Here is a 22,878-nt window from a genome sequence, read left to right on the forward strand (position 1 = left end):
AATTAAAAAAATTTTTTTATATCTTTACCAATTTCATCTGGAACTCTTTGTATAATACATTCAATATTTTTATCCGTAAGTTTTTTAAAAACATTCAAATCATTCTCATCTACTGAAACAGTAGAAGTAATCTGTTTTTTTCCCTCAGAAAAATGCATATTTCCAATATTAACCTTTTTTAAAGGAACTCCACCTTCAACAAGTTTCAAAACATCTTCAGGCGTTCTAACAACTATAAAAATTTTTTGATGTGGTGCAGCTTTGTGAATAATATCTATACATTTTTGAATAGAAAAATACCTCGTTTGAACATTTTCTGGTGCCGCCATATCCATAAGACTTTGTTGAACTTGATCCTTTGAAACTTCATCATTTGCAACTAAAATCAAATTTGTTCCAAGATGATTACTCCAAGTAACTGCAACTTGGCCATGAATAAGTCTGTTATCAATACGTGTTAAAAGAATATTTGGTTCTCCCATGTCTAAATCCTCCCTAAGATAAATATTTTTATTTATAAATTTTTACTCCCTTAACCACCCTATTCACCTGACCATTTGGAGAAGGGTTATCGGGATTAATCTCTAACAATACAGAAGAAATAAAAGCATATATTTGAGCTAAAACTAAATAATCAAAATAAATAAGTTCTTTAATATTCAGATCCTCATAAATATCAGAAAAATCAAAATAAAATTCTGTATAATCCTTAATATTTTTAAACCCCTTAGGATCACAAATAAGAATATTTTTATAATTATTTTGAGACTTTATTTCATCAATTAAATCAATTTCATACTTATTAGTAAAATCATCTACATTCAAATAAAAAAATATATCTGTTTCTTCGTTCAAAATAGACTTAGGGCCATGTCTAAATCCTAAAAAAGTTTCAAAAGAACTTTCTTTTTGTCCAGAAGTTAACTCCAAAACCTTCAATCTAGTCTCACGAATAAAACCTTTCAAAATATCAGATCCAAGAAAAACAACCCTATTCGATTTAAAATTACAAATATTTTTTATTTTCTTATAATCTTCTTCAATTATTTTTTCAGCTCTTTTAGATATTAAATTAATATCTTTCTTATATAATTCAAAATTATCAATATCGAATAAAATCATTGCTGATAAAAGCATTGAACTAAAACTTCCAGTCATAGCAAAGCCTCTATCATTTGACTTTTCAGGCATCAATATAGTTAAATCTTTTTCACTGTTTTTAAACCTTTTATAAAGTTCTCCTTCATTATTACAGGTAATTATAATGTTGAATAAATCATCAATATAACTCTCTGCAATATCTATAGCAGCAATACTTTCTGGACTATTACCAGATCTACCAAAAGAAATCAATAAAGTAGATTTTTCTCTCAATAAATATTTTTCAGGACTTGTAACCAAATCAGTTGTTGGTATATATTCACTAAAAATATTCTTTTTATATAATAAATATGGAACTAATACCTCTCCTATATAAGCTGATGTACCAGCACCTGTAAATATTATTCTTAAATCTTTATCTTCTAATTTATTAAATAAATATTTTTTAAAATCTTCTTTTTTATCAATAAATATTTCTAAAACCTGTTCCCATAAAAAAGGCTGTTGACTAATTTCTTCTGCAGTAATAAAACCACTTTCTGATTCATTTATACAATTTCCAAAAAATTCTTTCATAATATCCACCTCTCCAATCATAATCATTATGTCATCATGTTGTTATTACCAGTTTCTTTTAAAAAATAAATAAGCATAAAAACTTATTTATTTTTCAAGAACTACATGGAATTTAAACTTATCTCCTCTTGCTATACTGGTAGTGTATTCAATAATATTATTGTTTTCATAAGTTATTCTCTCAATTTTCATACCATTAATATCTCTATTAACTTCTAAATATTTAGCTTCTTCTTCTCTTATATAAACTGGTTGAAAAACTTCTTCTGCTTTATTAAATTTAGCTTTAAATCTTTGCATAAAAATATCGTACATTTGTGAATTCTCGAGATCTTCTTTTGTTATTCCAGGAAATCTATTATAAGGAACATACGTTGTTTCTATCATCATAGGCTCATCATTTGCAAGTCTAAGCCTTATAAATTTATAAATATTATCTCCAATATCAATATTCATTTTTTTTGATATTTTTTCATTGCAATTTATTATATTAAATTCTATAACTTTAGAAGATGGCTTTTTACCTATTTTTTTCATCTCTTCACTAAAACTATAAAATTTGAGTAAATCTTGTTTAAACCTTTTAGGTGATACAAAAGTTCCTTTACCATGTTCAATATAGATATATCCATCTTTTTCAAGTTCTAACAAAGTCTTTCTAACAGTAGACCTACTAACCTGATAATAATCACACAACTCTCTTTCAGAAGGGATTTTATCATTCTCTTTATAAATGCCAGAATCTATTTTTTCTACTATTATATCCATCAATTGATAATACAATGGAATTCTACTTTTTTTATCTATTTTATTCATTAAATTCCCTCCACTTATCATGTGGTAATTACCACTCTTTTTTATAATAACAAAAAATATGATAAACGTCAATTTTAAAAAAAAGGTATTATTAGTATTTAAATACTTTTTTTATCATTTTTCTTTTAATATCTTTAAGTTATTATAAATTACTTTTTTCTTATTACAAAATGAATATGTTCTGCTTCACCTATAAAATATGGATCATGGCAGATCTTCAATTCATTGTTTAAAAGTTGGTCAAAATTCTTTTCAATAATATTTTCATCACAATCATCACAAATAACCTTACCAGCTAATTCAATCTTTTCAAAACCATATTTCTTACATATTTCTTCTATATCTTCCGCTGAAAAAGCCCTTGACGTAAAAATACCATCTTCAGATCCTATATTAGCTTTCTTTTTATCATATAAATAATTCAAAGCTAAAAAATCCCCTTGAGAAATTATTTGAGACATAAAAGAATAAAAACTATCAACAGAAGCGATCAAAATACCATCATTTTTTAAAACTCTTTTTATTTCTAAAAGAACTTTATCAAGATCTTCAACATAACTTAAAACATCACCTTGTGCATTAATTATATCAAAACTTTCATCATCAAAAGGCATATCTTCTGCCAAAGCTTTAATATATTTAATGTTTTTAAAGTTTTTAGTCTTATCTTTACATATTTCAAGCATTTTTTCTGATGGTTCAAGAGCATATACACTTTCAACTCTCTCAGACAACCAATATGTCCAATAACCAGTTCCAGCACCAAGATCAAGAATATGATATTCTTCTTTTATATATTTTTCTACAAGCTTTTTAGTTATTTCATTAAACAACATCCAATAATAATTATCATACTGTGTATCATACTTATTTGCTATCCTATCATAATAAATCCATGATTTCATCTTACAACCTCTCTTAAACTTAGAATTTTATAAAAAAATTATAACATATATCAAATTTTGAAGTTTGTCATTTATTTCAATGTATGGTATCATTTATAAAATTTAATAACTTTATTGGGTGCCAAAAGGCATAACGAGGAAATGGGTGTAAATCCCATACAGCCCCCGCTACTGTGATGCTGACTAAAATGAATTAACCACTGGATTTTTCTGGGAAGGATCATTTAAGGATGAAGCTAAGTCAGGAGACTTACCCAATAAAATATAACAAGTATTTTTCGGGAGGACAAATACTGTGAGTTTTTATATATAAATATATATAATATATAAACCCATAGTATTTTTTACTATGGGATTTTTTATTTAAGGGGGTAAGTTTATGAAAAAAGTTTTTATCACACTTTCCATTTTAGGCATTTCAAGTTTAGCTTTTTCGATGCATATAATGGAAGGATTTCTTCCTGTTGGTTGGGCTGTTGGGTGGTGGATTGTTATAATACCTTTCATGTATAAAGGTATAGTAGACATAAGTAAAATAACAAAAGAAAGTACAGAAACAAAATTAATGCTTGCATTATCTGGTGCATTTGTTTTTGTATTATCTGCATTGAAAATGCCTTCTGTCACTGGTAGTTCTTCTCATCCTACTGGAGTTGGTTTGGGGGCAGTTTTATTTGGACCTTTCGTTATGACTGTACTTGGTTTTATAGTATTATTATTTCAAGCTGGATTATTAGCCCATGGAGGTTTTACAACACTTGGAGCAAACACTTTTTCAATGGCTGTAGTAGGTCCTATAATTTCTTTTTTAGTATATAAATCTTTAAAAAAGAAAAATCAAAAATTTGCAATTTTTATGGCCGCAGCACTTGGAGATCTTATAACTTATTGTATAACCTCTATACAACTTGCGCTTGCACATCCAGATCCAATTGGAGGATTTTGGGCAAGCCTTGTAAAATTCTTATCCGTATTTGCAGTAACACAAATACCTCTTGCAATAGCAGAAGGATTATTAACTGTAGTAGTAATAAATGCACTGCCAGAAAGATTTTTAAAAAGAGATAAAGGAGTGATTATTAATGAGCAAAATTAAAAAAAATATATTTCTTTTAATAATAGTTGCACTCATAATAATATTTCCATTAATAACAATAAAAAATTCTGAATTTGGTGGTGCAGATGGTCTAGCAGAAGAAACAATAGCTCAAATAAATCCAAATTATGAACCTTGGGCAGAAAATTTAATAGCCCCTCCAGGAGGAGAAACAGAAAGTTTGTTATTTTCTCTTCAAGCTGCAATAGGTGCTGGAATCCTTGGATATGTTCTTGGATATTTCAAGGGTAAAAAGAATGATAATAAATAACCTATCATATGAAAATATATTAAAAAATACTCATCCCATGGAGAAATTCTTATTCTCCATGGGAACACTTATAATAACAATCACTATGGATAAACATTTCATTTCATTATTAATATTTATAGTAATGAATTCAATTTTAATTCTAAAAATAAAATTAAATTTAAAAAGTCTTTTAAAACTTTATTCTATACCATTTTTATTCGTTATTTTATCGATCATCCCTTTAATAATATCTTTTGATTTCAAACAAATATCAATATTAAAAAATAATTTAAAATACTCTATAAATCTTATTTTAAAGGTTTTTTCTGCAATAAGTTGTACATATTTTTTTATAATAAGCACTCCCATGAATGATATGGATATAATAATGGAAAAATTTAAAATGCCTTCAATATTCAGAGAATTATTTATGTTAACCTATAGATATATATTTCTTTTAATAAAATTTTCTCAAGAAATATTCATTTCTCAAAAAAGTCGATCAGGTTACAAAAATTATAAGACAAGTTTCAACTCACTTTCGCTTTTAATAGTGCAAACTTTCAATAAAAGTTTAAGACATAGTTTAAATGCTGATATGGCATTAAAAAGTCGATCAATAAGCAATCAAATCCAATTTATGCAAAGAAAATACAAAATAAACAAAAAAAACTATATATATTCAATTATATGGTTTATATCAATAATTTCTTTAGGAATGATAATATGATAGAATTAAAAGATATTGAATTTTCATATGATAAAAAAGTTTTAAATAAAATAAATCTAAAAATACAAAAAGGAGAAAAAGTAGCCTTTCTTGGAGAAAACGGCTGTGGAAAATCAACTTTATTCTTAATATTAAATGGAATATTAAAACCAGAAAAAGGAATTTATATACTCGAAAACAATATAATAAATCATTCAAAAAAAGATTTAATAAAATTAAGGCAAAAAATTGGAATGGTTTTTCAAGATCCGGAAGTACAAATAATAGCAAATACAGTATTTCAAGAAGTATCATTTGGACCCAAGAATATGGGTTTAGAAAAGCAAAAAATAATTCAAAATACCGAAAAAGCTTTAAATGAACTAAATTTAATAGACTTAAAAGATAGAGCATGTCATTTATTAAGTTATGGACAAAAAAAGAGAGTATCAATTGCAGATATAATAGCTATGGAAGTTGATATATTTATACTCGATGAACCTACAGTCTGGTTAGATCCCAAGAATAAAAAAAATATGATAAATATACTAAATAAATTGAACAAAAAAAATAATACCATAATAATCTCAACACATGATGTAAACTTTGCTTATGAATGGGCTGAAAAAATTTTTATAATGAAAGATGGTAAAATAGAAACACAAGGAACTCCCGATGAAGTGTTTGAAAATAAAGATTTAATAAAACAATGTAATCTTGATATACCATTATTATTAAAGGCTTATAATGAAATAAGTAAACATATAAAAATAGATAAAGATCAATTCATAGAAAACATATTAAAATCATAAAAGCCAGACTTTAAAAATCTGACTTTTATGATTATTTGTTATTGTTATTTTTATTTATTATTCTTTTTTATTATTATTGCCAAAATTATCAAAAGTATACCAGATATTAAAATTGGTAATTTAAATTTAAAATCTCCGTTAGACATTGAAAAAAGAAAAAAACTTTTCAAAAATTTATTCCCAGAAAAATTTAAAAGATAATACATCAAAGGTATCATATATGAAAAAATAAAATTATTTGTAATCGCAGATGAAAACATTCCAAGCCCTCCTAAAAACAAGGCATTTGAAAGTGTCCCTGTAAAATGAACTAAACTTATATCGCAATTTCTAAATTTCATATAATATAAAAAAAGTCCAAAAACAATAATTAAATATATAATAGAATATATAACTCTTATTATATAAATAAAATACAATTCAAACGGCTTTGACGAAATAAGTTCATATATTTCTTTATCTTGTTCTGAATCAAAAAGATTAGCTAAAATCAAAATACCCATGAGAGAAACAAACATCTCAAGAGGTATAGCAGAAGCCTCTTTATCTAAATTTGAAATCCCAAATAATACAGGAGTTAAAAAAATAGAAATAATTGAAATAAAACATTTTTTTAAAAAAGTATTGTTAAAATCTATTCTTAAAATAATAAATAACCTTTTGAAGAACTCAGGAGTGCTTTCTGAATAATCTAATTCCATGAATTATCCCCCTTCTCTTCAAATCATAAATTAAAACAGTTACAAAAACTAAAATTATAGACAATAAAAATAAAGAAACTCTATTAAAATATAAAGTATTTAAGTTATCAAAAAAAATCTTAGAATTTCCCAATTCATTATGACGAGGTATCAAAGAATACTTCAAAAAGCCACCTTCCATATAAGCAACTCCAAAATTTAAATCTAACCAATGCCAAAAAAATTGAACTAATATAGCAATGGGAGTCTCTGTTAATTCCGTTAAAAGCATTCCAACAGCTAAAGAAGCCATAACAGTTGGCAACACCCATACAAAATCATATTTCAAAGCTGCAAAATAATCCAATTCAAACCCTTTATACAAACCCCATGTAGGAATATTTGAAATATAAGATAAAGCAATAACAATAATCATATAAGACAAAACTAAAGCAAAATATCTATAAAAAATCAATTTAAAAGACGATGTTCTTCTGGTATATATCAATTCTTGCACTTTAGAATACTTATCACTCAATGAAATAGAAACAGCTAGAAACACAGGTATAAAAGAAGCTATTATTCCCATATAATCACTAAATAATCTTGAATAAGCTCCCGTAAAATTATCTTTTTCCTTAATATAATTATAATCTTCTAAAGCTTCTTCATAACTCTTATCAACAACACCAAATCTTTTAATATAAACATCAGAATACTTAGAACCTCCACCTATTAAATCATCGGCCTCATTCATATAATTTGAAAATTCTTCATAAGTAATACTATCTTTAGGATTAAGATTATCATATATATATTCATAAGTATCATCTTTTTTAGGAATATATATAGAAAAACTATCTTTATTATCTTTAGAAATAGAATCTTTATCAAAAACTATATTATTTTGCTTATAATTCTCATCTTCAACATTACTCAAAAGAATTTTTTTAGAAATTCCAGTAATATCAGATATTATTTCAGACATTCTTTCTATCTTTTCACTACTCAACTTAACATTTTTATACAAACCAATCGGATATGCAGTATAATTATTACGTGAAAATTCAAAAAATAAAGATTCCAAAGCTGCAGGCATTATTATTTCTGGAATTTCTTCATAATTCGAACCATAATCTTCTTGACCAAAAATAGGTTTTTCTATTTCATGATTTTTAAAGTTAAAAACTCCTTGAACTTGAATCATTATTACAGTCAAAATCAAAACAGCTAAAAATGTTTTAGAAAAGATTATCTTTTTAAACTCTTTTTTAAACAACATCATACTTCAACTCCATTTCCTGAAGTAGTTTTATCCAAATAAAACATATAAGCATCTTCTATATTAGGAGTACATAACTCTGCATCAGTTACCAAACTCTCAGATATAAATCTAACAATAACTTTATCTCCAGAAGTATGCATTCCAGTTATCTTATATTTTTTCTTAAGAATTGGTAATTCATTCTTATTAGTAGTTATTTTATAAACTTTATTATTAGCTTTTTCTATTAAATCATCAACTTTTCCATTATATAAAAGACTACCTTCATTTAAAATGCCAATCTTTTCACATGTAGCTTCTATATCTCCAACTATATGTGTAGAAAGAATTACAATTCTATCAGTTGAAACTTCACTCAAAAGATTTCTAAATCTCACTCTCTCTTCTGGATCTAATCCTGCAGTAGGTTCATCAACTATCAAAATTTTAGGTTCATGTAAAAGTGCCTGAGCTATACCAAGTCTTCTTTTCATTCCACCAGATAAAGCTTTAATTTTCATATTTTTTTCTTCTATCAAATTAACTTTTTCAAGCATATACTCGATTCTTTTATTCAATACTTTTGTAGAAATTTTTGATAAACAACCAAGATACTCAAGAGATTCATAAACTTTCATAGAAGGATAAATAGAAAAATCTTGAGGTAAATACCCTATATTCTTTCTTATCTGTTTAACATTTTTTATATTAATTCCACAAACATCTATATCTCCACTTGTATAAGTCAAAGTTGAAGCTATAATTCTCATCAAAGTTGTTTTTCCTGCTCCATTTCTTCCAAGAAGTCCAAACATTCCTTTTTCAATAGATAAATTTATATCTTTTAAAGCCTGTTTTTTTCCATAAAATTTGTTCAAATTTTTTATAATTATTTTATCTTCTGACATAAAATGTCTCCTTTCATTCATCTTTAAAAACATTTTAAAATAAAATTATCAACTTTTTATCTACAAAAAAAAGATTCGGATAAATCCGAATCTTAAAATACAGCTTCTACAAAAGCTCCATCATTATTATAGATTTTTAAAAAACCTCCATGCTTTTCGCATAAAGTCTTACATATATAAAGACCTATACCAAAATGAATACCCTCTTTACCTTTTTTAGAAGAATAAAATGGATCTGAAACACTTAAAATATCATCTTTAACAAAACCTTCTCCATCATCTGAAATAGTTAATTTAAAATAATCTTCATTATCTAAAATTATATTTATAGTACTTTTCGAAAATCTAATAGAATTAGATAAAATATTCTCATAAACTTGCATTATCATTGAAAAATCTCCAAAAATAAATTCATCTTCAATATTATTTGTAAAATTCAAAATAAAATTTTTGCATAATATATCAGCAGTTTCTTTCATTCCTTTTATCAAATCTTTCATATAAATTTTTTCTTTTTTTATTTCAATACTCTCTATACTCTGTATTTTATTCATAGTTTTGGTATAATCTTCAAGTCTATTTATATGGTTTTTCATAGTATTTAAAACATCAATTGTCTTTTCAACAGAGATTTTATTCATTGGAATATATTTCAATAACATTTCATTCTGACCTTTCAAAACTGTCAACGGAGTTCTTAAATCATGAGAAAAAGCTGCATTTATTTTTCTTTGATTATTCATTATTCTCCACATCTCATAATTATTTTCTTGAAGAGTATACCTCATCTTTTCAAATGAACAACATAAATCACCAAACTCATTATCATTATTACATTTTATTTCAAAATCAAGGTTATTTTTAGATATATTATCCGCTGCAATACCCAAAATCTCAAAATTAGGCTTTAATAATTTATTATAAAAAATTACAGATGCAAAAATCACTGAAATTAAAAACCAAAAAGGAATCAAAAAACTCTTTAAAATATTTAAAACATCATAAAAAAATTTATCCATTTTAGAAAAAAAAGAAATAAGATCTTTCTTATAAAAATAAACCATACCTTCTAATTTAGAACCATTATTTAAAACAATTTCACCTTCTTTTAAATCTTTTTCAAATCCCTTTTGATACTTAGAAAAAATAAGCTCTACTCCATAATCACATAAACTCGAACTTATAAGAGATAAACAAAATGCTATCAAAATACATGTAGATGTATAAAATATAAAATGTGATTTTACAGACATCCTACTAAATTTAGAAATTAACCATTCCATTTATATCCTACTCCCCAAACTGTTTCAATAACCTCTTTAAGATCAAAACAGTTCAACTTAAATCTGATTCTTCTTATATGCTCTGCAACAACAGAACTATCTCCTTCACTATCAAATCCCCATATACGCTCATAAATAAGCTCCTTGTCATATATTTGTCCTGGATTTTGAGATAAAAGTTCTATTATATCAAACTCTTTTTTTGCAAAACTTATAAATTCATCATTAAAATAAACTTTTCTCTCCGAATAATTTATAGTCAATCCTTTTTCAAACTTAACCTTAGAAATATTTTGTTTTCTTCTTTCTCGTCTCAAATGAGCAAATACTCTTGCTCCAAGCTCATCAATAGAAAAAGGTTTAACTATATAATCATCTCCACCAGCACCAAACCCTTTTATCTTATCACTATCTTGAACTCTTGCCGTTAAAAATATTATGGGACAAGATACAAAATCTCTTATTCTCTTGCAAACCTCTAATCCATCTATATCATTCATATTAATATCCAAAAGTATCAAATCTGGGTTATTTTCAGATCTCTTTATAGCTTCTTTCCCACATGAAGCTGTAATTACTTCATAATCATTTATCTCTAAATAATCTTTTATCATACTCAATATATCTTCTTCATCATCTACAATTAAAATTTTTTCTTTCAAAAAAAACACCTCCTCTGTATACAATTATAATAGTAAAAATTCAACTTTTTATCAAATTTTTTTTAAAAAAAATAGTAGTGAATAATTCACTACTATAAAGTAAAATTACTATCGCTCATTCAAAATATCTATAAAAAATGATCATCCCTTAAAATACCTTATCTGTAAACTTCTGATTAAATATGAGATAAACATAAGAATTATGGTAAATAATAAATAATATATAAAATTATTATTTTCCAAAATATATATTATTTCTGTTTTTTGCTGAAATGCTGAATAAGCCAAGAAAAACACTATTATATCTAAAATATTAGTACTTTTAAAAGTTAGTCCAAAAAAATATGCTGTGATTATAATCATAAATTCTATAATCATAATATATATAATTTCTATGTATTTAGCTTCTAAAAGACTTTTTATTATTATTCCAGATAAACTTAAATTTAAAACTATGAAACCAGCTAATATAGATCCAAAAAATTGTTTATTTGAAAAATTATTAATATAAAAAGTTATATTTTGAACCCTCGTCTTATATTCTTTAGAAATTATATTTGAAACATATAAATAGCTTAAGAAAAAACTAAAATTATATACAAAAAAATAAGTTTCACTTTTTTGAAAAATAAAAATAAAAAAAATGAAAATTAAATTTAAAACTGTCAAAGCATATTTATTATTAATAATTATATTAATTTCTTTTGAAACCAATTGAAAAAAATTGAATTTATATTTTGTCTCTTGATCATTTATAAATTTCTTTATATCATAATCTTTTAACACATAATCTCTATCTCTTAAAAGAGTCATTTTATTTTTAAAAAAATCAAATTTCTTTTTCTTATATGGTTTAAAATCTTTAATCCCTTTAAACAAAAAAATAGATATTGTTAATATTATAATCCCTAAAAAAATTATAAACAATCTACTATACATATAGCATGGTTCTATAACTACATTATCAATTAAAAAAGTACCATGAACTCTATTTGTTAATAGTATGAATCCTCCCATATAATCGATAAAATATCCAACACCAAAAACATCCATATTTATTATATTTACATTATTTACTTGAATTAGACTATAGTACAATAAATAATGTCCCAAAATTATAAAAACAATTCCACCAAATATATTTCTAAGAAATTTAACAGATTCAAATAATACTGATAAAGAAGCTATAAAAAATAATGCTGGAAGAGAAGTAAAAAACCAAACTTTAAATAAATTAATGACATTTATATTTAAGTCTTCACCTCTATATAATTGCATAAATCCTGCTGATATTATCAGTATAAATGTTATAATAAACATTATAAAAAATTTTGATAATTGTTTATAAACAAGGTAAGAACCTTTGCCTATACTTGAAGATGAAATAAAAACATCTAAATTATTTATCTTGTCTTGATAAATAGTATTTCTTATAAAGAAAAAAGCAATCAAATAAAAAAAAGAATTTATAAATAATGCCATTTTTAAACCTATCCATGCAGAATTATATATTCCTCTTTTATGAGAATTTAATATATGTATTGGAGAATCATCTGGAGCTATAGTCAACATTCCAAAAAATATTGTTAATAAAGTTATATATACAAATTTTTTACTTCTTAAAAATTGTAAGACTTCTAATCTTGTAAGAGTGAGGATCTGATTTATTTTATTCATATCAATCATTCCTCATAAATTTAAAAATTTTACTTTTACTTTTAACATAATAAAAATATGCATCTTCTAAAGTAATATCAGAAATTTTTTCTGCATCTTTAACTTCATTATTAGAAATTATTCTGAACTCTAAAAAATCACCTCTATTAACTTCTTGAATTATAATATAATTATCTTCAATAATACTTCTTTCTTTTTCATCTTCTTTTTTTATTTGCTTTTTCCAAATTTTTCCTTTTATACTTTTTATAAAATTAGAATAATTATCTTCTTTTATAATACTTCCTTCATCCATCATTATTATGTCATCTGCAATATTTTCTATATCGCTTACTATATGAGTTGATAAAATTATTATTCTTTCTGAAGAAATTTCAGATAAAAGATTTTTAAAATTATTTCTTTCAGAAGGATCAAGACCTACAGTTGGTTCATCAAGTATTAAAATTTTAGGATTATTCAACAATGATTGTATTATTCCTATTCTTTGTTTCATTCCTCCAGAATAACTTATAAGAGGTTTATTTCTTACATTAAATATATTCATATATACTAAAAGATCATTTATTCTTTTTTTATATACACTTTTTTTTATTCCCTTTAATACAGAAAGATATTCAAGAAATTCATAACCACTTAATTCATCTAATAATCCAAAATCTTGTGGCAAATAACCCAAAATTTTCTTTAATTCTTTTCTTCCTTTTTTATTATCATTTTCAAACAATATTTCTCCAAAACTTGGTTTTATAATGTCACATATTATTTTCATCAAAGTTGATTTGCCAGCTCCATTAGGTCCTAACAATCCATATATTCCATTTTTTTCAAAAGTTATATTTGTTTCTTTAAGTGCTGTTTTAAATCCATAATTTTTTTCTAAATTTATAGTCTCAAGTCTCATTTTACTTCTCCAAATTTTTATTAATAATTAATCTTTATCTATATATTTTTCTTTCTCTTTTTTCTTTTTTTCATATTTAAATATCAACCATAAGCCTATAAAAGCAATTAAAATCAGAGGTAAAAAATATTTTATAAAGTTTTCCATCACTAACTCTTTTCTTAATTCATTAACTATTGGAATTATATCTTCTTGATCTGGTTTAATATCGAGAGATTGAAGAAGTAGAACTCTAATCATATTAGAATATTCTTTTTTATCTTTTTCATAATAGGCCAATCCCAATTTTCTAAAAAGTTCCCAATCATCGGTAGAATATTCAGATGCTTTTTTATAATATTCTATTTTTATATTTAAATCATCTTCTATGTCTCCTAAAATTGTATAAGCATTTCTTTTTATATTTTCATTTTCATCTTTTATAAGATTTAAGGATATTTCTTTACTTTTTTCTTTTTGAGAAATATCTTTAAATATATCTGCTATATATAAAAGAGTTAATTCATCTTTCTTTTCAAAATTTGAATATATATTGTACAACTTTTCTATATTCTCAAAATCATCATATTTATGAGAATAATATACAAATAATTCTACTATTTCTTTATTTTCTGGATATTCATTTATTCCATATAATAATTCATTTTTTATAGTTTCTTTATCTACAATTTCTGAATAAATCCCAGAATAGTTTTTATAATATATAGTTATTGGGGTTAATTTATTATTTATATTATTTAATTTTTCAGATATGGATAATATGTCTTTGGCTAGAATATAGTCTTTGGTATTTTTATAATATTCTCCATTTATGTATAAATAAAAACTATTTATTATTTTGGAGTCTTCATTTAATATACTTTTAGTACTCTTTATTAAACTTAAAAATTCTTTTGGATTAGCAGTTTCAAGAATATTTATTATTTTCTGTTCTTCATCGGTGTAGTTTAGATTTTCTAAAGATCGTACTTGTGTACCCATCTTCCATCTTTTTATTAAATCACCAAAGTATTGAACTTCTTTTGAACTATTTTTTAAAAGATTTTGAAAATCAAAATCATACATCAATATATCAAGACTTTGAGCATAAATAGTTGCAATCGTTGTCAAAAATATTAATATTAATGTTTTTTTCATTTTTTCGCCTCCAAAAATAATATATTTACTTTATTATAATAATATGTTATCATTTATCATATGGTTTGCAAGTTAATTTATTTTTTTTAAATAATCATCTAATCTTATTTTAAAGTTGTTTAATTTTAAAAAATTAAAACTATTTTTAACTAACTTAATTATTATTTTTTTTATTATTTTGAAATTATCTTTTATTAAAGTGTTTAAGACTTTTTATTTTTTTATTTTTTATGTAAGTAAATTTTTTGTAAATTAATTACTTATATATTAAGAGGTGGCTAAATGAATTTGAAAAAACTTTTTAAAGTTCTAAATTATGATTCTATTTCTTTTCCTTTTTTAAATTTTTTTATTTTCTATGAAGATGATTATTTGATTAAAAGTTTTCTTAAGAGTTTGAAGTATAAGTGGGTTTTGGATGAAAAGAATTCATTAATAGAGATTAATAAAGTTCTAAATGAAACTTCTAAAAATATTAATAAAAACAAAAGTTTAAAAACTATTGCTTTGTTTACAAAAGCCCATATTTACAATACTTTTAATGAAGATGAACAAATGATGGATATGTATAATGAAATAAGACAAAATTTTTGTTTACTTCCAAGGTATTTGAGACCTTTTATAAATACGGGAATGAAAAATTTTTATAGTATTTTGAATACTTATGAAGTCAAAGAATTGAGAAGTTGGAGTAAAGAGTATGAAAATAGGTCTTCAAGTAAGGCTTTTAAGCTTTTTGCCGAAGCAAGAAAGCAAGTGAATTTAAAAAATTATAAAAAAGCAATTTCATTATATATAAAAGGCTCGGAAGAAGGTAAAAAGTACCCTCACCCAACCGCTATATTAATAGGTTTAGATTTAGCTTGTCAGTATTCATTGAATATTTCTAATGAGAGAATTTTTGATTTATCAGAAGATCTTGAGTTTTATTCAAGTTTTTATTATGAAAATATATCTATTATTTTTGATAATTTATTTACTATATTTGAAGTTTATAAAAAGTACAATAATTTAAATATTCATAAGATTTCTTCTTTAATACTTAGAAACAAAGATAAAATTAAAAGTTCTGATTATTTTGATAAGAAAATTTATAATATTCAAAAATTATATTTTTCTAAAGAAAAAAAATCTTATAAAACAACAAAACATTTATCTTCTTTTTTAAATAAATTTCTAAAAATCAATGGTTCTTTTCCAAAAAATACTTTAAAAAGGATTATTAATCAAGAAGTTTCTTTTATAAAATCGTATACATTAAAAAGAATTATTAAGTCTTATGATATAAAATTTAAGACTTCTAATCCTAACTGTATAAATTGTGAATTAATAAAAATTGATATAGAAGATAAATTTTCAATTTATTCTTTAAAAAAATACAATTTAGTTGATTTATGGAATAATATATTGTTTACTTATATGTCTTTGGATGAAAAATTTTTTAATATCTCTGATATATATAAAATGAGAGATAATTATTCAAATTTAATTAATTTTTTTAGTTCAAATTATATATTTATGGATTTTTTTATTGCTGTTTTTGAGCCTATTCCATTTTTTAAAGCTCGAAAAGATTTGATAAAATTAACATTCAATGAATTAAACATAGATAATTTTTATTATTTATATTTGAATATTTCTAATACTGAAAGATCTTTAATGGATGGTTTTGTAAGGAATTATTCAAGATATAAAAATATAAAATTTCATTTTAATTTGATAGATTTATTTAACAATTATGATGAAAATAATTGGAAAGAGGATATAGAAGTTATGGCTGATTTTCTTGAACTGAATAGAATCTTTTGTTATATATCTTTTTGGTGTTTCGAAGATTTTGAAAGAGAGTCTTTTTTAAACATTTTAAATTTATTGAATAGATAGGTGTATTATAAAATACACCTATCTATTTTAATTAGTTAAAAAGAAAATGATTAAAAATATCGCTATAAACATCAATAATTTAATTATGAAATCTTTTTTTGTTATTCTTTTTTGTTTAATAGCTATTATTCCTCTGTATATAAAAAATATGGCTATAGCAGTGAAGAATATTATAAGTATTATATTTAAAGTGTTCATCTAAATCCCCCCATTTATTTAATATCCAACTAAAGAGCCTTTCTTTTTAGCTGATTTTTCTATTATTAAAAATGTTATAATTCCAAAAAAAATCCAAAATATAGCTATTATCCACAAAAGGAGATAGTCTTGACTTAAAAAAACATTTGTTTTATCATTAATTATTAAACTTTGTATTAATTCTACTCCTTGTCCAAGTGTAAAAGACTTTGAAATGATTTGAATGATTAATGGCAATTTTGAGAAAGGAATAAATATTCCACTGATAAACAATAAAGCATAACTCAATAGTTGATTTAATTGTCCTATTCTTTTAAATTTTAACACTAAAGCTGAAGACATTATTCCTATTCCGTATACTCCCATTATTGTAGGTATGAATATAAAAATACTTTTTAGTATTATTTCTACACTTATGTTTGGTTTTAAACTTAAAAAGCCTATTAATCCTATTGTAAAAACTTTTATTGATTGATTTATTATATTTGCTATTATGTTTGTGTTTAGAACAGTTATGAATGAAAAATTTCCTAAATATAATCTCTCAAGTATTCCGGATTGTCTCATATAAAGTATTTCATTGGCAGGATGATTTATGCCTGACATTGTATACATCCACATCATATACCCCATTATATACAATGTTTGTTCTATGTTATTTAATGGTCTATTATTTAGTCCATTTATTCCATTAAATATACCCGCAAATATTAGATAAGTTATTGCAAAGTTTGTAAATGTATACATTTTATATCTTATAAAATTAATTTTAAAAACGTTTTTTATTTCTTGAATTAAAAAATTTATATATTTCATAATTCATACCCCTTAGTAATATTTAAATATATTTCTTTTAGATCTGGAAGTTTTTGTTTGGAGGATATTATTTCTACATTTAAATCTTTTAGAATATTTATTACATCATAAAATAAATTTTTATCTTTATACCCAGAAAAACTGAAATTGTTTTTATCAAAATTTTCTATTATTATGTTTTTATTTTTTTGGATTTCATTTTTTATTAAATTATAATTATTAAATTTATATTCTATGGTATAACTTTTAGAATTTAGTAAATCTTGTTTTAATGTATTTACAGTTTCATCTATTAGAATTTCTCCTTTGTGGAGTATGATAACTCTTTGGCATAGTTTTTCCATAATATCCATATCATGACTCGTTATGATTATAGATTTTTTTTCTTTTAATAAATTTTTTATAGTTTTTATCATTATATCTTTGCTTTCCAAATCTAATCCAAGAAATGGCTCATCCATAAGTATAATATTTGGATCTCCAATTAAGGTTGTTGCAAGAGATAGTTTTTGTTTCATTCCTCTAGATAAATCTGATACTATTTTATTTTCAATATTTTTTAGATTTAGCTTTTTTAACAATTCTTCTGTATTTTCTTTCAATTTTTTGCCAATAATTCCATTTAAAGATCCAAAGTATATTATATTTTCTTTTACTGTATAGTTTAAAAAAAGATTTCTATCACCCTCGAGTAAAAGACCTAAATTTTTTTTACTTTTTTTATTTAAAGGTTGATTCATTATATTGATATATCCCTCATCTTGTATTATTAATCCAGTTATTATTTTTAATATAGTTGTTTTTCCAGCTCCATTTTCTCCAAGTATTCCAACTATTTCACCTGGCTCCACATTGAAAGATATATTTTTTAAAACTTTTAATTTTTTAAAATTTTTTTCTATTTTTATTACTTCAAGCATTTATATCTTCTCCTAAAGTTATATAAGTATTTTATTTACTATATATTAATTTTATATTATCATATTTTGATTGTTTTGCAAACTAACATACATCATCTAAAAATATATTAAAATCTATTTTTATTTTATGATTTTAGTTAAATTTAATTTATAACTCAATTTTTTATTTTTTTGTATAAGTTAAAACCATTGATTGATGAGTTTTTTATGAGATTGATTTTTTTATTTTTTGTGTAAGTAAAAATTAGGTTACAAAAAAAAGGAGAACATTTGTTCTCCTTTTTTAGTTTATTATATTTAATATGTAATTTTTTATTAAAGTCCATCTATCTTTTGGATTTATCATAAATTCAGATGCTATTGAGATTACTAAGTCTTTATAGGGTATACAACATATCATGTTTCCACCATCTCCAATGGCTAAATATATTGGGTTATTATTTTCTTGTCCTAACCACCACATATATCCATAATTATTTGAATTACTCTTTGTAGATTCTTCTATCCAATGTTTTGATATTATTTGTTGAGAATCCCATACTCCTTTATTTATATATAAATAACCAAATTTCGCCATATTTTCTGCAGTTAATTTTAAGCCCCAACCTCCAGTTGAATTTCCTTTAGGATCTTTTGCCCATCCTTTTAATTTTTTTCCAAATAATTCATCAAAATCAAAATTTTGTATTTTATTGTCTGGTATTGTATTAATTCCTATTTTACTAAAGAGATTTTCATTTGCAAATTCACGAGCATTTTTTCCAGTTGTTTTAGTTAAAATAGCAGAAAGAATTCGTATATTTTATAACCATTTTTTATCATAACTATTCCATTTATATTGGAGTAATCTTCTTTTATTATATTATCTAATTTATTAAGTTCATCTGTATTTATTTCAAAATATTTCGGATCATCTCTTTTCATTATAAATCCTCCTTTTTTATGTTTCATTTCAACTATACACTTTCCTGTAAGGTAAAAGTCAAGGGTAAAAAAATAAAGAGTCTTAAGACTCTTTATTTTTTAGTATATATTGTATTTTTGCTACCGCTTTTATAATACCCATAGTTCCTATTACACAGCCAAATGCCAATGCTCCAAGTTTTCCACCAGCACCAACATAGTTTGATGCTGTAAATGAGAAAAGTAATGCTACAAAAAATGATATAAATAATTGATAATAGTTATTATATACTCTTTCAGTTTTTGACATTCCAGCAAAAGAAGCTGCCATGAGTACCTTTGATAGTATTATTGAAGTATTATCTTTAAATATTATTGAAAATATTATACTTCCAATAAAACTCATTATACCTGAATAAAGCACAGTTCTATTATCATATCTTCCATGTATTTTATATATTATGTATGAGGAGAGAAAAGCTATTATGAATATTAATAGTGGTGATATATTTGTTTGTACTTTATTGTTATATATATCTATTTTAAATATTACAGATAGAATAAACCACCCGGCAAATGCTTTTGCTCCAAGTTTTCCTCCATATCCATCATAAACTCCATAAGTCAGTATAAATACAGCTGAGGTTAATATACTCGCAAGTAAGAGATGATAAAAATCGTATTGTAATGTAGGAGATATAAGACTTATAAAAGATCCTGAATAAAAAGCAACAGAGTAAGTTGGAAATATGAAACTACCTATTATAGCGCTGAGTGCCGCAGAAGTAACTATTCCCATACCAGTTGTTTTTTCTATGAAATATGCTATGAGTGTTCCAAATATTACAGAAAAGAATGTCATTATATATCCTTTAAAGAAACTTCTAAAATAATTGTATAATATATGATTTATCTCATCTATCATATTTATTAATATACCTATTATCATTATAATTGCAGATATGTTTATAAATATATTACTTTGTTTTGAAAGTACTATTTCTACAATCATTAGAACTATTGGTATTATTGTGAGTAAAAGATATCCGATAAATCTTAGTATCATATTTTCAACTCCAATTATTTTTTTGTGAATATTTTTTTATAAATTCTTTTGAATTTTTATCTTGATTATACAGTACTTTATAGGCGTTTATCGTTTCTATTATTTTTTCATCTTTTGTATTTAATATGGGAACATCTACTCCATTTGTCAATGCAAAAGCAAGAAATGTTGAATTTATGACTTTTCTATATGGAAGTCCAAATGATATATTGCTTATTCCAAGTGTTGTACATACTTTGAATTTTTCTTTTATTATTTTTAATGCTTTTAGTGTTTTTTGTGTTTGTTCTGGATGGGATAAAGCTGTTAATGCGAGAGTATCGAATATTAAATTTTTTTTATTTATTTGATATTTTTGAGCTTCTTTTATTATTTTTTCAGCTATATCAACTCTTTTTTGAATGGTTTTTGGTATTCCATCATCATCGAAAGTTAAGGCAATTATTAATGCACCATATTTTTTAGCTATTGGAAATATTTTATCCATAGAGCTTTGTTTTCCATTCACAGAGTTTATTATTGGTTTACCATTGTATATTCTTACAGCATTTTCTATAACTTCAGAGTTCATAGAGTCTATTTGTAATGGTATATCTACTGTGCTTTGTATTGATTTTATTATGTTTACCATATTTTCTTTTTCATTTGTTGATTTGACAGATACGTTTATATCGAGTATATCAGCACCTTCATTTTTTTGTTTTAAAGCAAGTTTTATTATTTCATCATAATTTTTATTTTTTATACTATTTTGTAATTTATTCTTTCCCGCAGGATTTATTCTTTCTCCTATCAATTTTAAACCTTGTCCAAGAAATACTGTTTTTGAATTAGAGGATGTAGCAGTATATTCTTCTGCATTATTTGGTTTATATTTTTTGTCTTTTATATATTGACATAATTCTTTTGTTTTATTTTTTGATATAAAATGAGTACTATCAATAAATTTAATTCCTTTTTTTATTATTTCTTCATATTTATTCAAATTTATATTATTTTCAATACTTGGATTTATTATTAAAGGTGTATTTGTATATTTTAAAAATTCTTTTATTATTTTTATAATCTCATCAGATTTTGGTAAATAATTGAATCCAATAGCATTTATTTTTAATGAACTCAATACATTTGATATTGTTATTATATCTGTTCCTTTAGAAGTTTTTAAATTTTCGTTTAATTGCATACTACATAATATTGGCAAGTTTGAATTTTCTTTTGAGGCTATTATAGCTGCTTTAGCTTGTATTAAAGAAGATATTTGTTCTATATATATCATATCTACGCCATACTTTTCTGCATATAATATTTGTTCTTTATATAAATTATATATTATTTCAAAATCTTCAAATGATTCTTTTGTTTTTTCTATAGGTCCTATATTAATGGCTATATGTTTTGCATTAGCTTTTTTGGCATTTTCAATAGCTGATTTTATTATTTGTTCTACTGTATATTTTGTTTTTGAAATTTTTAATTTATTAGCTTGAAATGTATTTGTCTTTATTATATCTACACCATTTTTTATACTATTTTTATGGGCTTGAATTATTTTTTCTGGATTTTCAATGTTTAATATTTCTGAATTTTGAATAATTTTATTTGATCCTTCTAATGTATATATTTTATCTTCTAAAAACATTATTTTTCACTTCTCCTTGAATCTCATTTTTAAGATCTATATAAATATTTTAACAAATTTTTATATATTTTTTGATTTAAGTAAATATTATTATTTAATGTTATAATAGTTTTAACTATTATGGAGGAGGGTTTTATGAAAAAAAAGGTTATAGAGAAGAAATTAGAAGATAAGATTCAATCTTCTGAGAAGCTTAATAATCAAAATTTTATTTCAAAATCTATTTATGGTACTATCCTTATATATGCACTTATAATAGTAGAAGAAAATACTAATTCATCTTTTTTACAAGTTGTCTTATCTATTATTTTTACATCTTTTGCAATAGTTATTGCAGAGTTTTATTCGGAAATAATAGCCGCATTATTTGTAAAAAAAAGACGTTTAATATTTGATGAAGTTAAAGAGATTTTTAAAGAAACAATTCCTGTAATCATAGGATCTCAAATCCCAACTTTAGTATTTATATTGGCTCATATATTCGATTTTAGTAGAAAGAATGTTTTTTTATTGACTAAATTAGGTGGTATATTTGCTTTGTTTTTATATGGTTATTTGACTGGAAAGAATATGTATAATGATAAGAAAAAGGCTTTAAAGGTCGGGTTTATAAATATTGCAATTGGTTCTGGAATTATTGTCATAAAAGCTTTATTACATTAAAAA

At 23.7% G+C, this 22,878-nt stretch carries 25 protein-coding genes and 1 riboswitch; of the genes, 6 read left to right on the plus strand and 19 right to left on the minus strand.

Going from position 1 to position 22,878, the window contains the following annotated elements:
- Positions 1–2: 2 nt before the first annotated feature.
- The 4 genes from agaB to C7380_RS07040 all read right to left on the minus strand — a co-directional run bounded on the left by agaB (position 3) and on the right by C7380_RS07040 (position 3,398).
- A complete protein-coding gene (agaB, locus tag C7380_RS07025) occupies positions 3–482 on the minus strand; it encodes a PTS galactosamine transporter subunit IIB (RefSeq protein WP_109604787.1) in 480 nt (159 codons plus the stop codon).
- 28 nt (positions 483–510) lie between these two features.
- Positions 511–1,677 carry an SIS domain-containing protein gene (locus C7380_RS07030; RefSeq protein WP_158274829.1) on the minus strand — a complete coding sequence of 389 codons (1,167 nt, stop codon included), beginning with the start codon at positions 1,675–1,677 and terminating at the stop codon, positions 511–513.
- Between the two features lie 87 nt (positions 1,678–1,764).
- Entirely contained in the window at positions 1,765–2,493 is a 729-nt protein-coding gene (locus C7380_RS07035) for a GntR family transcriptional regulator (protein WP_109604789.1), read from the minus strand.
- A 149-nt stretch (positions 2,494–2,642) separates the two neighbouring features.
- Positions 2,643–3,398, minus strand: a complete 756-nt coding sequence (locus C7380_RS07040; RefSeq protein WP_109604790.1) for a class I SAM-dependent methyltransferase — start codon at positions 3,396–3,398, stop codon at positions 2,643–2,645.
- Between the two features lie 99 nt (positions 3,399–3,497).
- Positions 3,498–3,670: riboswitch (cobalamin riboswitch) on the plus strand.
- A gap of 107 nt (positions 3,671–3,777) precedes the next feature.
- Between C7380_RS07040 and C7380_RS07045 the strand changes: the two genes are divergently transcribed.
- From C7380_RS07045 to C7380_RS07060, 4 genes are read left to right on the plus strand one after another with little or no spacing between them, the layout of a single operon-like run.
- Positions 3,778–4,494, plus strand: coding sequence for an energy-coupling factor ABC transporter permease (locus tag C7380_RS07045; RefSeq protein ID WP_109604791.1), 717 nt, complete (start codon positions 3,778–3,780; stop codon positions 4,492–4,494).
- Positions 4,481–4,765, plus strand: coding sequence for an energy-coupling factor ABC transporter substrate-binding protein (locus C7380_RS07050; RefSeq protein ID WP_109604792.1), 285 nt, complete (start codon positions 4,481–4,483; stop codon positions 4,763–4,765). Before C7380_RS07045 ends, C7380_RS07050 begins: the two co-directional genes overlap by 14 nt.
- Positions 4,752–5,477 carry a cobalt ECF transporter T component CbiQ gene (gene cbiQ / locus C7380_RS07055; protein ID WP_158274830.1) on the plus strand — a complete coding sequence of 242 codons (726 nt, stop codon included), beginning with the start codon at positions 4,752–4,754 and terminating at the stop codon, positions 5,475–5,477. The genes C7380_RS07050 and cbiQ overlap by 14 nt, the downstream gene beginning before the upstream one ends.
- A complete protein-coding gene (locus C7380_RS07060; RefSeq protein WP_109604793.1) occupies positions 5,474–6,268 on the plus strand; it encodes an energy-coupling factor ABC transporter ATP-binding protein in 795 nt (264 codons plus the stop codon). The genes cbiQ and C7380_RS07060 overlap by 4 nt, the downstream gene beginning before the upstream one ends.
- A 50-nt stretch (positions 6,269–6,318) precedes the next feature.
- On the opposite strand, the gene C7380_RS07065 is transcribed toward C7380_RS07060, so the two are convergent.
- The 8 genes from C7380_RS07065 to C7380_RS07100 form a co-directional block, all read right to left on the minus strand.
- Positions 6,319–6,969 (minus strand): hypothetical protein, encoded by a 651-nt coding sequence (locus C7380_RS07065; protein WP_109604794.1) that lies wholly within the window; start codon positions 6,967–6,969, stop codon positions 6,319–6,321.
- Complete coding sequence (locus tag C7380_RS07070; protein ID WP_109604795.1) at positions 6,938–8,233, minus strand: ABC transporter permease; 1,296 nt, start codon at positions 8,231–8,233, stop codon at positions 6,938–6,940. Before C7380_RS07070 ends, C7380_RS07065 begins: the two co-directional genes overlap by 32 nt.
- The gene (locus C7380_RS07075) at positions 8,230–9,120 is read right to left on the minus strand and encodes an ABC transporter ATP-binding protein (protein ID WP_109604796.1); all 891 of its coding nucleotides are present in this window, start codon (positions 9,118–9,120) and stop codon (positions 8,230–8,232) included. The genes C7380_RS07070 and C7380_RS07075 overlap by 4 nt, the downstream gene beginning before the upstream one ends.
- A gap of 92 nt (positions 9,121–9,212) precedes the next feature.
- A complete protein-coding gene (locus tag C7380_RS07080; RefSeq protein WP_109604797.1) occupies positions 9,213–10,403 on the minus strand; it encodes a HAMP domain-containing sensor histidine kinase in 1,191 nt (396 codons plus the stop codon).
- Positions 10,391–11,065, minus strand: coding sequence for a response regulator transcription factor (locus tag C7380_RS07085; protein ID WP_109604798.1), 675 nt, complete (start codon positions 11,063–11,065; stop codon positions 10,391–10,393). Before C7380_RS07085 ends, C7380_RS07080 begins: the two co-directional genes overlap by 13 nt.
- 141 nt (positions 11,066–11,206) lie before the next feature.
- A complete protein-coding gene (locus C7380_RS07090) occupies positions 11,207–12,742 on the minus strand; it encodes a hypothetical protein (RefSeq protein WP_109604799.1) in 1,536 nt (511 codons plus the stop codon).
- 1 nt (position 12,743) lies between these two features.
- On the minus strand, positions 12,744–13,646 hold the full coding sequence (locus tag C7380_RS07095) for an ATP-binding cassette domain-containing protein (protein ID WP_109604800.1): 903 nt from the start codon (positions 13,644–13,646) through the stop codon (positions 12,744–12,746).
- Between the two features lie 27 nt (positions 13,647–13,673).
- Entirely contained in the window at positions 13,674–14,783 is a 1,110-nt protein-coding gene (locus tag C7380_RS07100) for a hypothetical protein (protein ID WP_109604801.1), read from the minus strand.
- A 282-nt stretch (positions 14,784–15,065) separates the two neighbouring features.
- On the opposite strand from C7380_RS07100, the gene C7380_RS07105 reads away from it, so the two are divergent.
- Positions 15,066–16,667: a hypothetical protein gene (locus C7380_RS07105; protein ID WP_109604802.1), complete on the plus strand. Its 1,602-nt coding sequence runs from the start codon at positions 15,066–15,068 to the stop codon at positions 16,665–16,667.
- A 27-nt stretch (positions 16,668–16,694) separates the two neighbouring features.
- On the opposite strand, the gene C7380_RS13505 is transcribed toward C7380_RS07105, so the two are convergent.
- The 7 genes from C7380_RS13505 to C7380_RS07130 all read right to left on the minus strand — a co-directional run bounded on the left by C7380_RS13505 (position 16,695) and on the right by C7380_RS07130 (position 22,212).
- Positions 16,695–16,865: a hypothetical protein gene (locus tag C7380_RS13505; RefSeq protein WP_158274831.1), complete on the minus strand. Its 171-nt coding sequence runs from the start codon at positions 16,863–16,865 to the stop codon at positions 16,695–16,697.
- An 18-nt stretch (positions 16,866–16,883) separates the two neighbouring features.
- On the minus strand, positions 16,884–17,681 hold the full coding sequence (locus tag C7380_RS07110) for an ABC transporter permease (protein ID WP_109604803.1): 798 nt from the start codon (positions 17,679–17,681) through the stop codon (positions 16,884–16,886).
- Positions 17,678–18,601 carry an ABC transporter ATP-binding protein gene (locus C7380_RS07115; protein ID WP_109604804.1) on the minus strand — a complete coding sequence of 308 codons (924 nt, stop codon included), beginning with the start codon at positions 18,599–18,601 and terminating at the stop codon, positions 17,678–17,680. Before C7380_RS07115 ends, C7380_RS07110 begins: the two co-directional genes overlap by 4 nt.
- Before the next feature lie 283 nt (positions 18,602–18,884).
- Positions 18,885–19,178, minus strand: coding sequence for a serine hydrolase domain-containing protein (locus C7380_RS07120; protein WP_109604805.1), 294 nt, complete (start codon positions 19,176–19,178; stop codon positions 18,885–18,887).
- A gap of 197 nt (positions 19,179–19,375) precedes the next feature.
- Complete coding sequence (locus C7380_RS13510; protein ID WP_158274832.1) at positions 19,376–19,525, minus strand: hypothetical protein; 150 nt, start codon at positions 19,523–19,525, stop codon at positions 19,376–19,378.
- Positions 19,526–19,607: 82 nt separating this feature from the next.
- Complete coding sequence (locus C7380_RS07125; protein ID WP_109604806.1) at positions 19,608–20,570, minus strand: hypothetical protein; 963 nt, start codon at positions 20,568–20,570, stop codon at positions 19,608–19,610.
- Positions 20,571–20,574: 4 nt separating this feature from the next.
- Positions 20,575–22,212, minus strand: coding sequence for a dihydropteroate synthase (locus C7380_RS07130; RefSeq protein WP_109604807.1), 1,638 nt, complete (start codon positions 22,210–22,212; stop codon positions 20,575–20,577).
- Between the two features lie 135 nt (positions 22,213–22,347).
- On the opposite strand from C7380_RS07130, the gene C7380_RS07135 reads away from it, so the two are divergent.
- A complete protein-coding gene (locus C7380_RS07135; RefSeq protein ID WP_109604808.1) occupies positions 22,348–22,875 on the plus strand; it encodes a hypothetical protein in 528 nt (175 codons plus the stop codon).
- The last annotated feature ends 3 nt before the right edge of the window (positions 22,876–22,878 follow it).

The organism is Oceanotoga teriensis (genome assembly GCF_003148465.1).
GTDB lineage: Bacteria > Thermotogota > Thermotogae > Petrotogales > Petrotogaceae > Oceanotoga > Oceanotoga teriensis.

Bases quoted from the DNA above. Each gene is read 5' to 3' on its own strand.
- C7380_RS13505 (WP_158274831.1), bottom strand. From the start codon at position 16,865: ATGAACACTTTAAATATAATACTTATAATATTCTTCACTGCTATAGCC.
- C7380_RS07090 (WP_109604799.1), bottom strand. From the start codon at position 12,742: ATGAATAAAATAAATCAGATCCTCACTCTTACAAGATTAGAAGTCTTA.
- C7380_RS13510 (WP_158274832.1), bottom strand. From the start codon at position 19,525: ATGAAAAGAGATGATCCGAAATATTTTGAAATAAATACAGATGAACTT.
- C7380_RS07075 (WP_109604796.1), bottom strand. From the start codon at position 9,120: ATGTCAGAAGATAAAATAATTATAAAAAATTTGAACAAATTTTATGGA.
- C7380_RS07095 (WP_109604800.1), bottom strand. From the start codon at position 13,646: ATGAGACTTGAGACTATAAATTTAGAAAAAAATTATGGATTTAAAACA.
- C7380_RS07100 (WP_109604801.1), bottom strand. From the start codon at position 14,783: ATGAAAAAAACATTAATATTAATATTTTTGACAACGATTGCAACTATT.
- C7380_RS07115 (WP_109604804.1), bottom strand. From the start codon at position 18,601: ATGCTTGAAGTAATAAAAATAGAAAAAAATTTTAAAAAATTAAAAGTT.
- C7380_RS07060 (WP_109604793.1), top strand. From the start codon at position 5,474: ATGATAGAATTAAAAGATATTGAATTTTCATATGATAAAAAAGTTTTA.
- C7380_RS07130 (WP_109604807.1), bottom strand. From the start codon at position 22,212: ATGTTTTTAGAAGATAAAATATATACATTAGAAGGATCAAATAAAATT.
- C7380_RS07050 (WP_109604792.1), top strand. From the start codon at position 4,481: ATGAGCAAAATTAAAAAAAATATATTTCTTTTAATAATAGTTGCACTC.
- agaB (WP_109604787.1), bottom strand. From the start codon at position 482: ATGGGAGAACCAAATATTCTTTTAACACGTATTGATAACAGACTTATT.
- C7380_RS07040 (WP_109604790.1), bottom strand. From the start codon at position 3,398: ATGAAATCATGGATTTATTATGATAGGATAGCAAATAAGTATGATACA.
- C7380_RS07120 (WP_109604805.1), bottom strand. From the start codon at position 19,178: ATGGCGAAATTTGGTTATTTATATATAAATAAAGGAGTATGGGATTCT.
- C7380_RS07110 (WP_109604803.1), bottom strand. From the start codon at position 17,681: ATGAAATATATAAATTTTTTAATTCAAGAAATAAAAAACGTTTTTAAA.
- C7380_RS07135 (WP_109604808.1), top strand. From the start codon at position 22,348: ATGAAAAAAAAGGTTATAGAGAAGAAATTAGAAGATAAGATTCAATCT.
- cbiQ (WP_158274830.1), top strand. From the start codon at position 4,752: ATGATAATAAATAACCTATCATATGAAAATATATTAAAAAATACTCAT.
- C7380_RS07045 (WP_109604791.1), top strand. From the start codon at position 3,778: ATGAAAAAAGTTTTTATCACACTTTCCATTTTAGGCATTTCAAGTTTA.
- C7380_RS07030 (WP_158274829.1), bottom strand. From the start codon at position 1,677: ATGAAAGAATTTTTTGGAAATTGTATAAATGAATCAGAAAGTGGTTTT.
- C7380_RS07125 (WP_109604806.1), bottom strand. From the start codon at position 20,570: ATGATACTAAGATTTATCGGATATCTTTTACTCACAATAATACCAATA.
- C7380_RS07035 (WP_109604789.1), bottom strand. From the start codon at position 2,493: ATGAATAAAATAGATAAAAAAAGTAGAATTCCATTGTATTATCAATTG.
- C7380_RS07105 (WP_109604802.1), top strand. From the start codon at position 15,066: ATGAATTTGAAAAAACTTTTTAAAGTTCTAAATTATGATTCTATTTCT.
- C7380_RS07080 (WP_109604797.1), bottom strand. From the start codon at position 10,403: ATGGAATGGTTAATTTCTAAATTTAGTAGGATGTCTGTAAAATCACAT.
- C7380_RS07070 (WP_109604795.1), bottom strand. From the start codon at position 8,233: ATGATGTTGTTTAAAAAAGAGTTTAAAAAGATAATCTTTTCTAAAACA.
- C7380_RS07065 (WP_109604794.1), bottom strand. From the start codon at position 6,969: ATGGAATTAGATTATTCAGAAAGCACTCCTGAGTTCTTCAAAAGGTTA.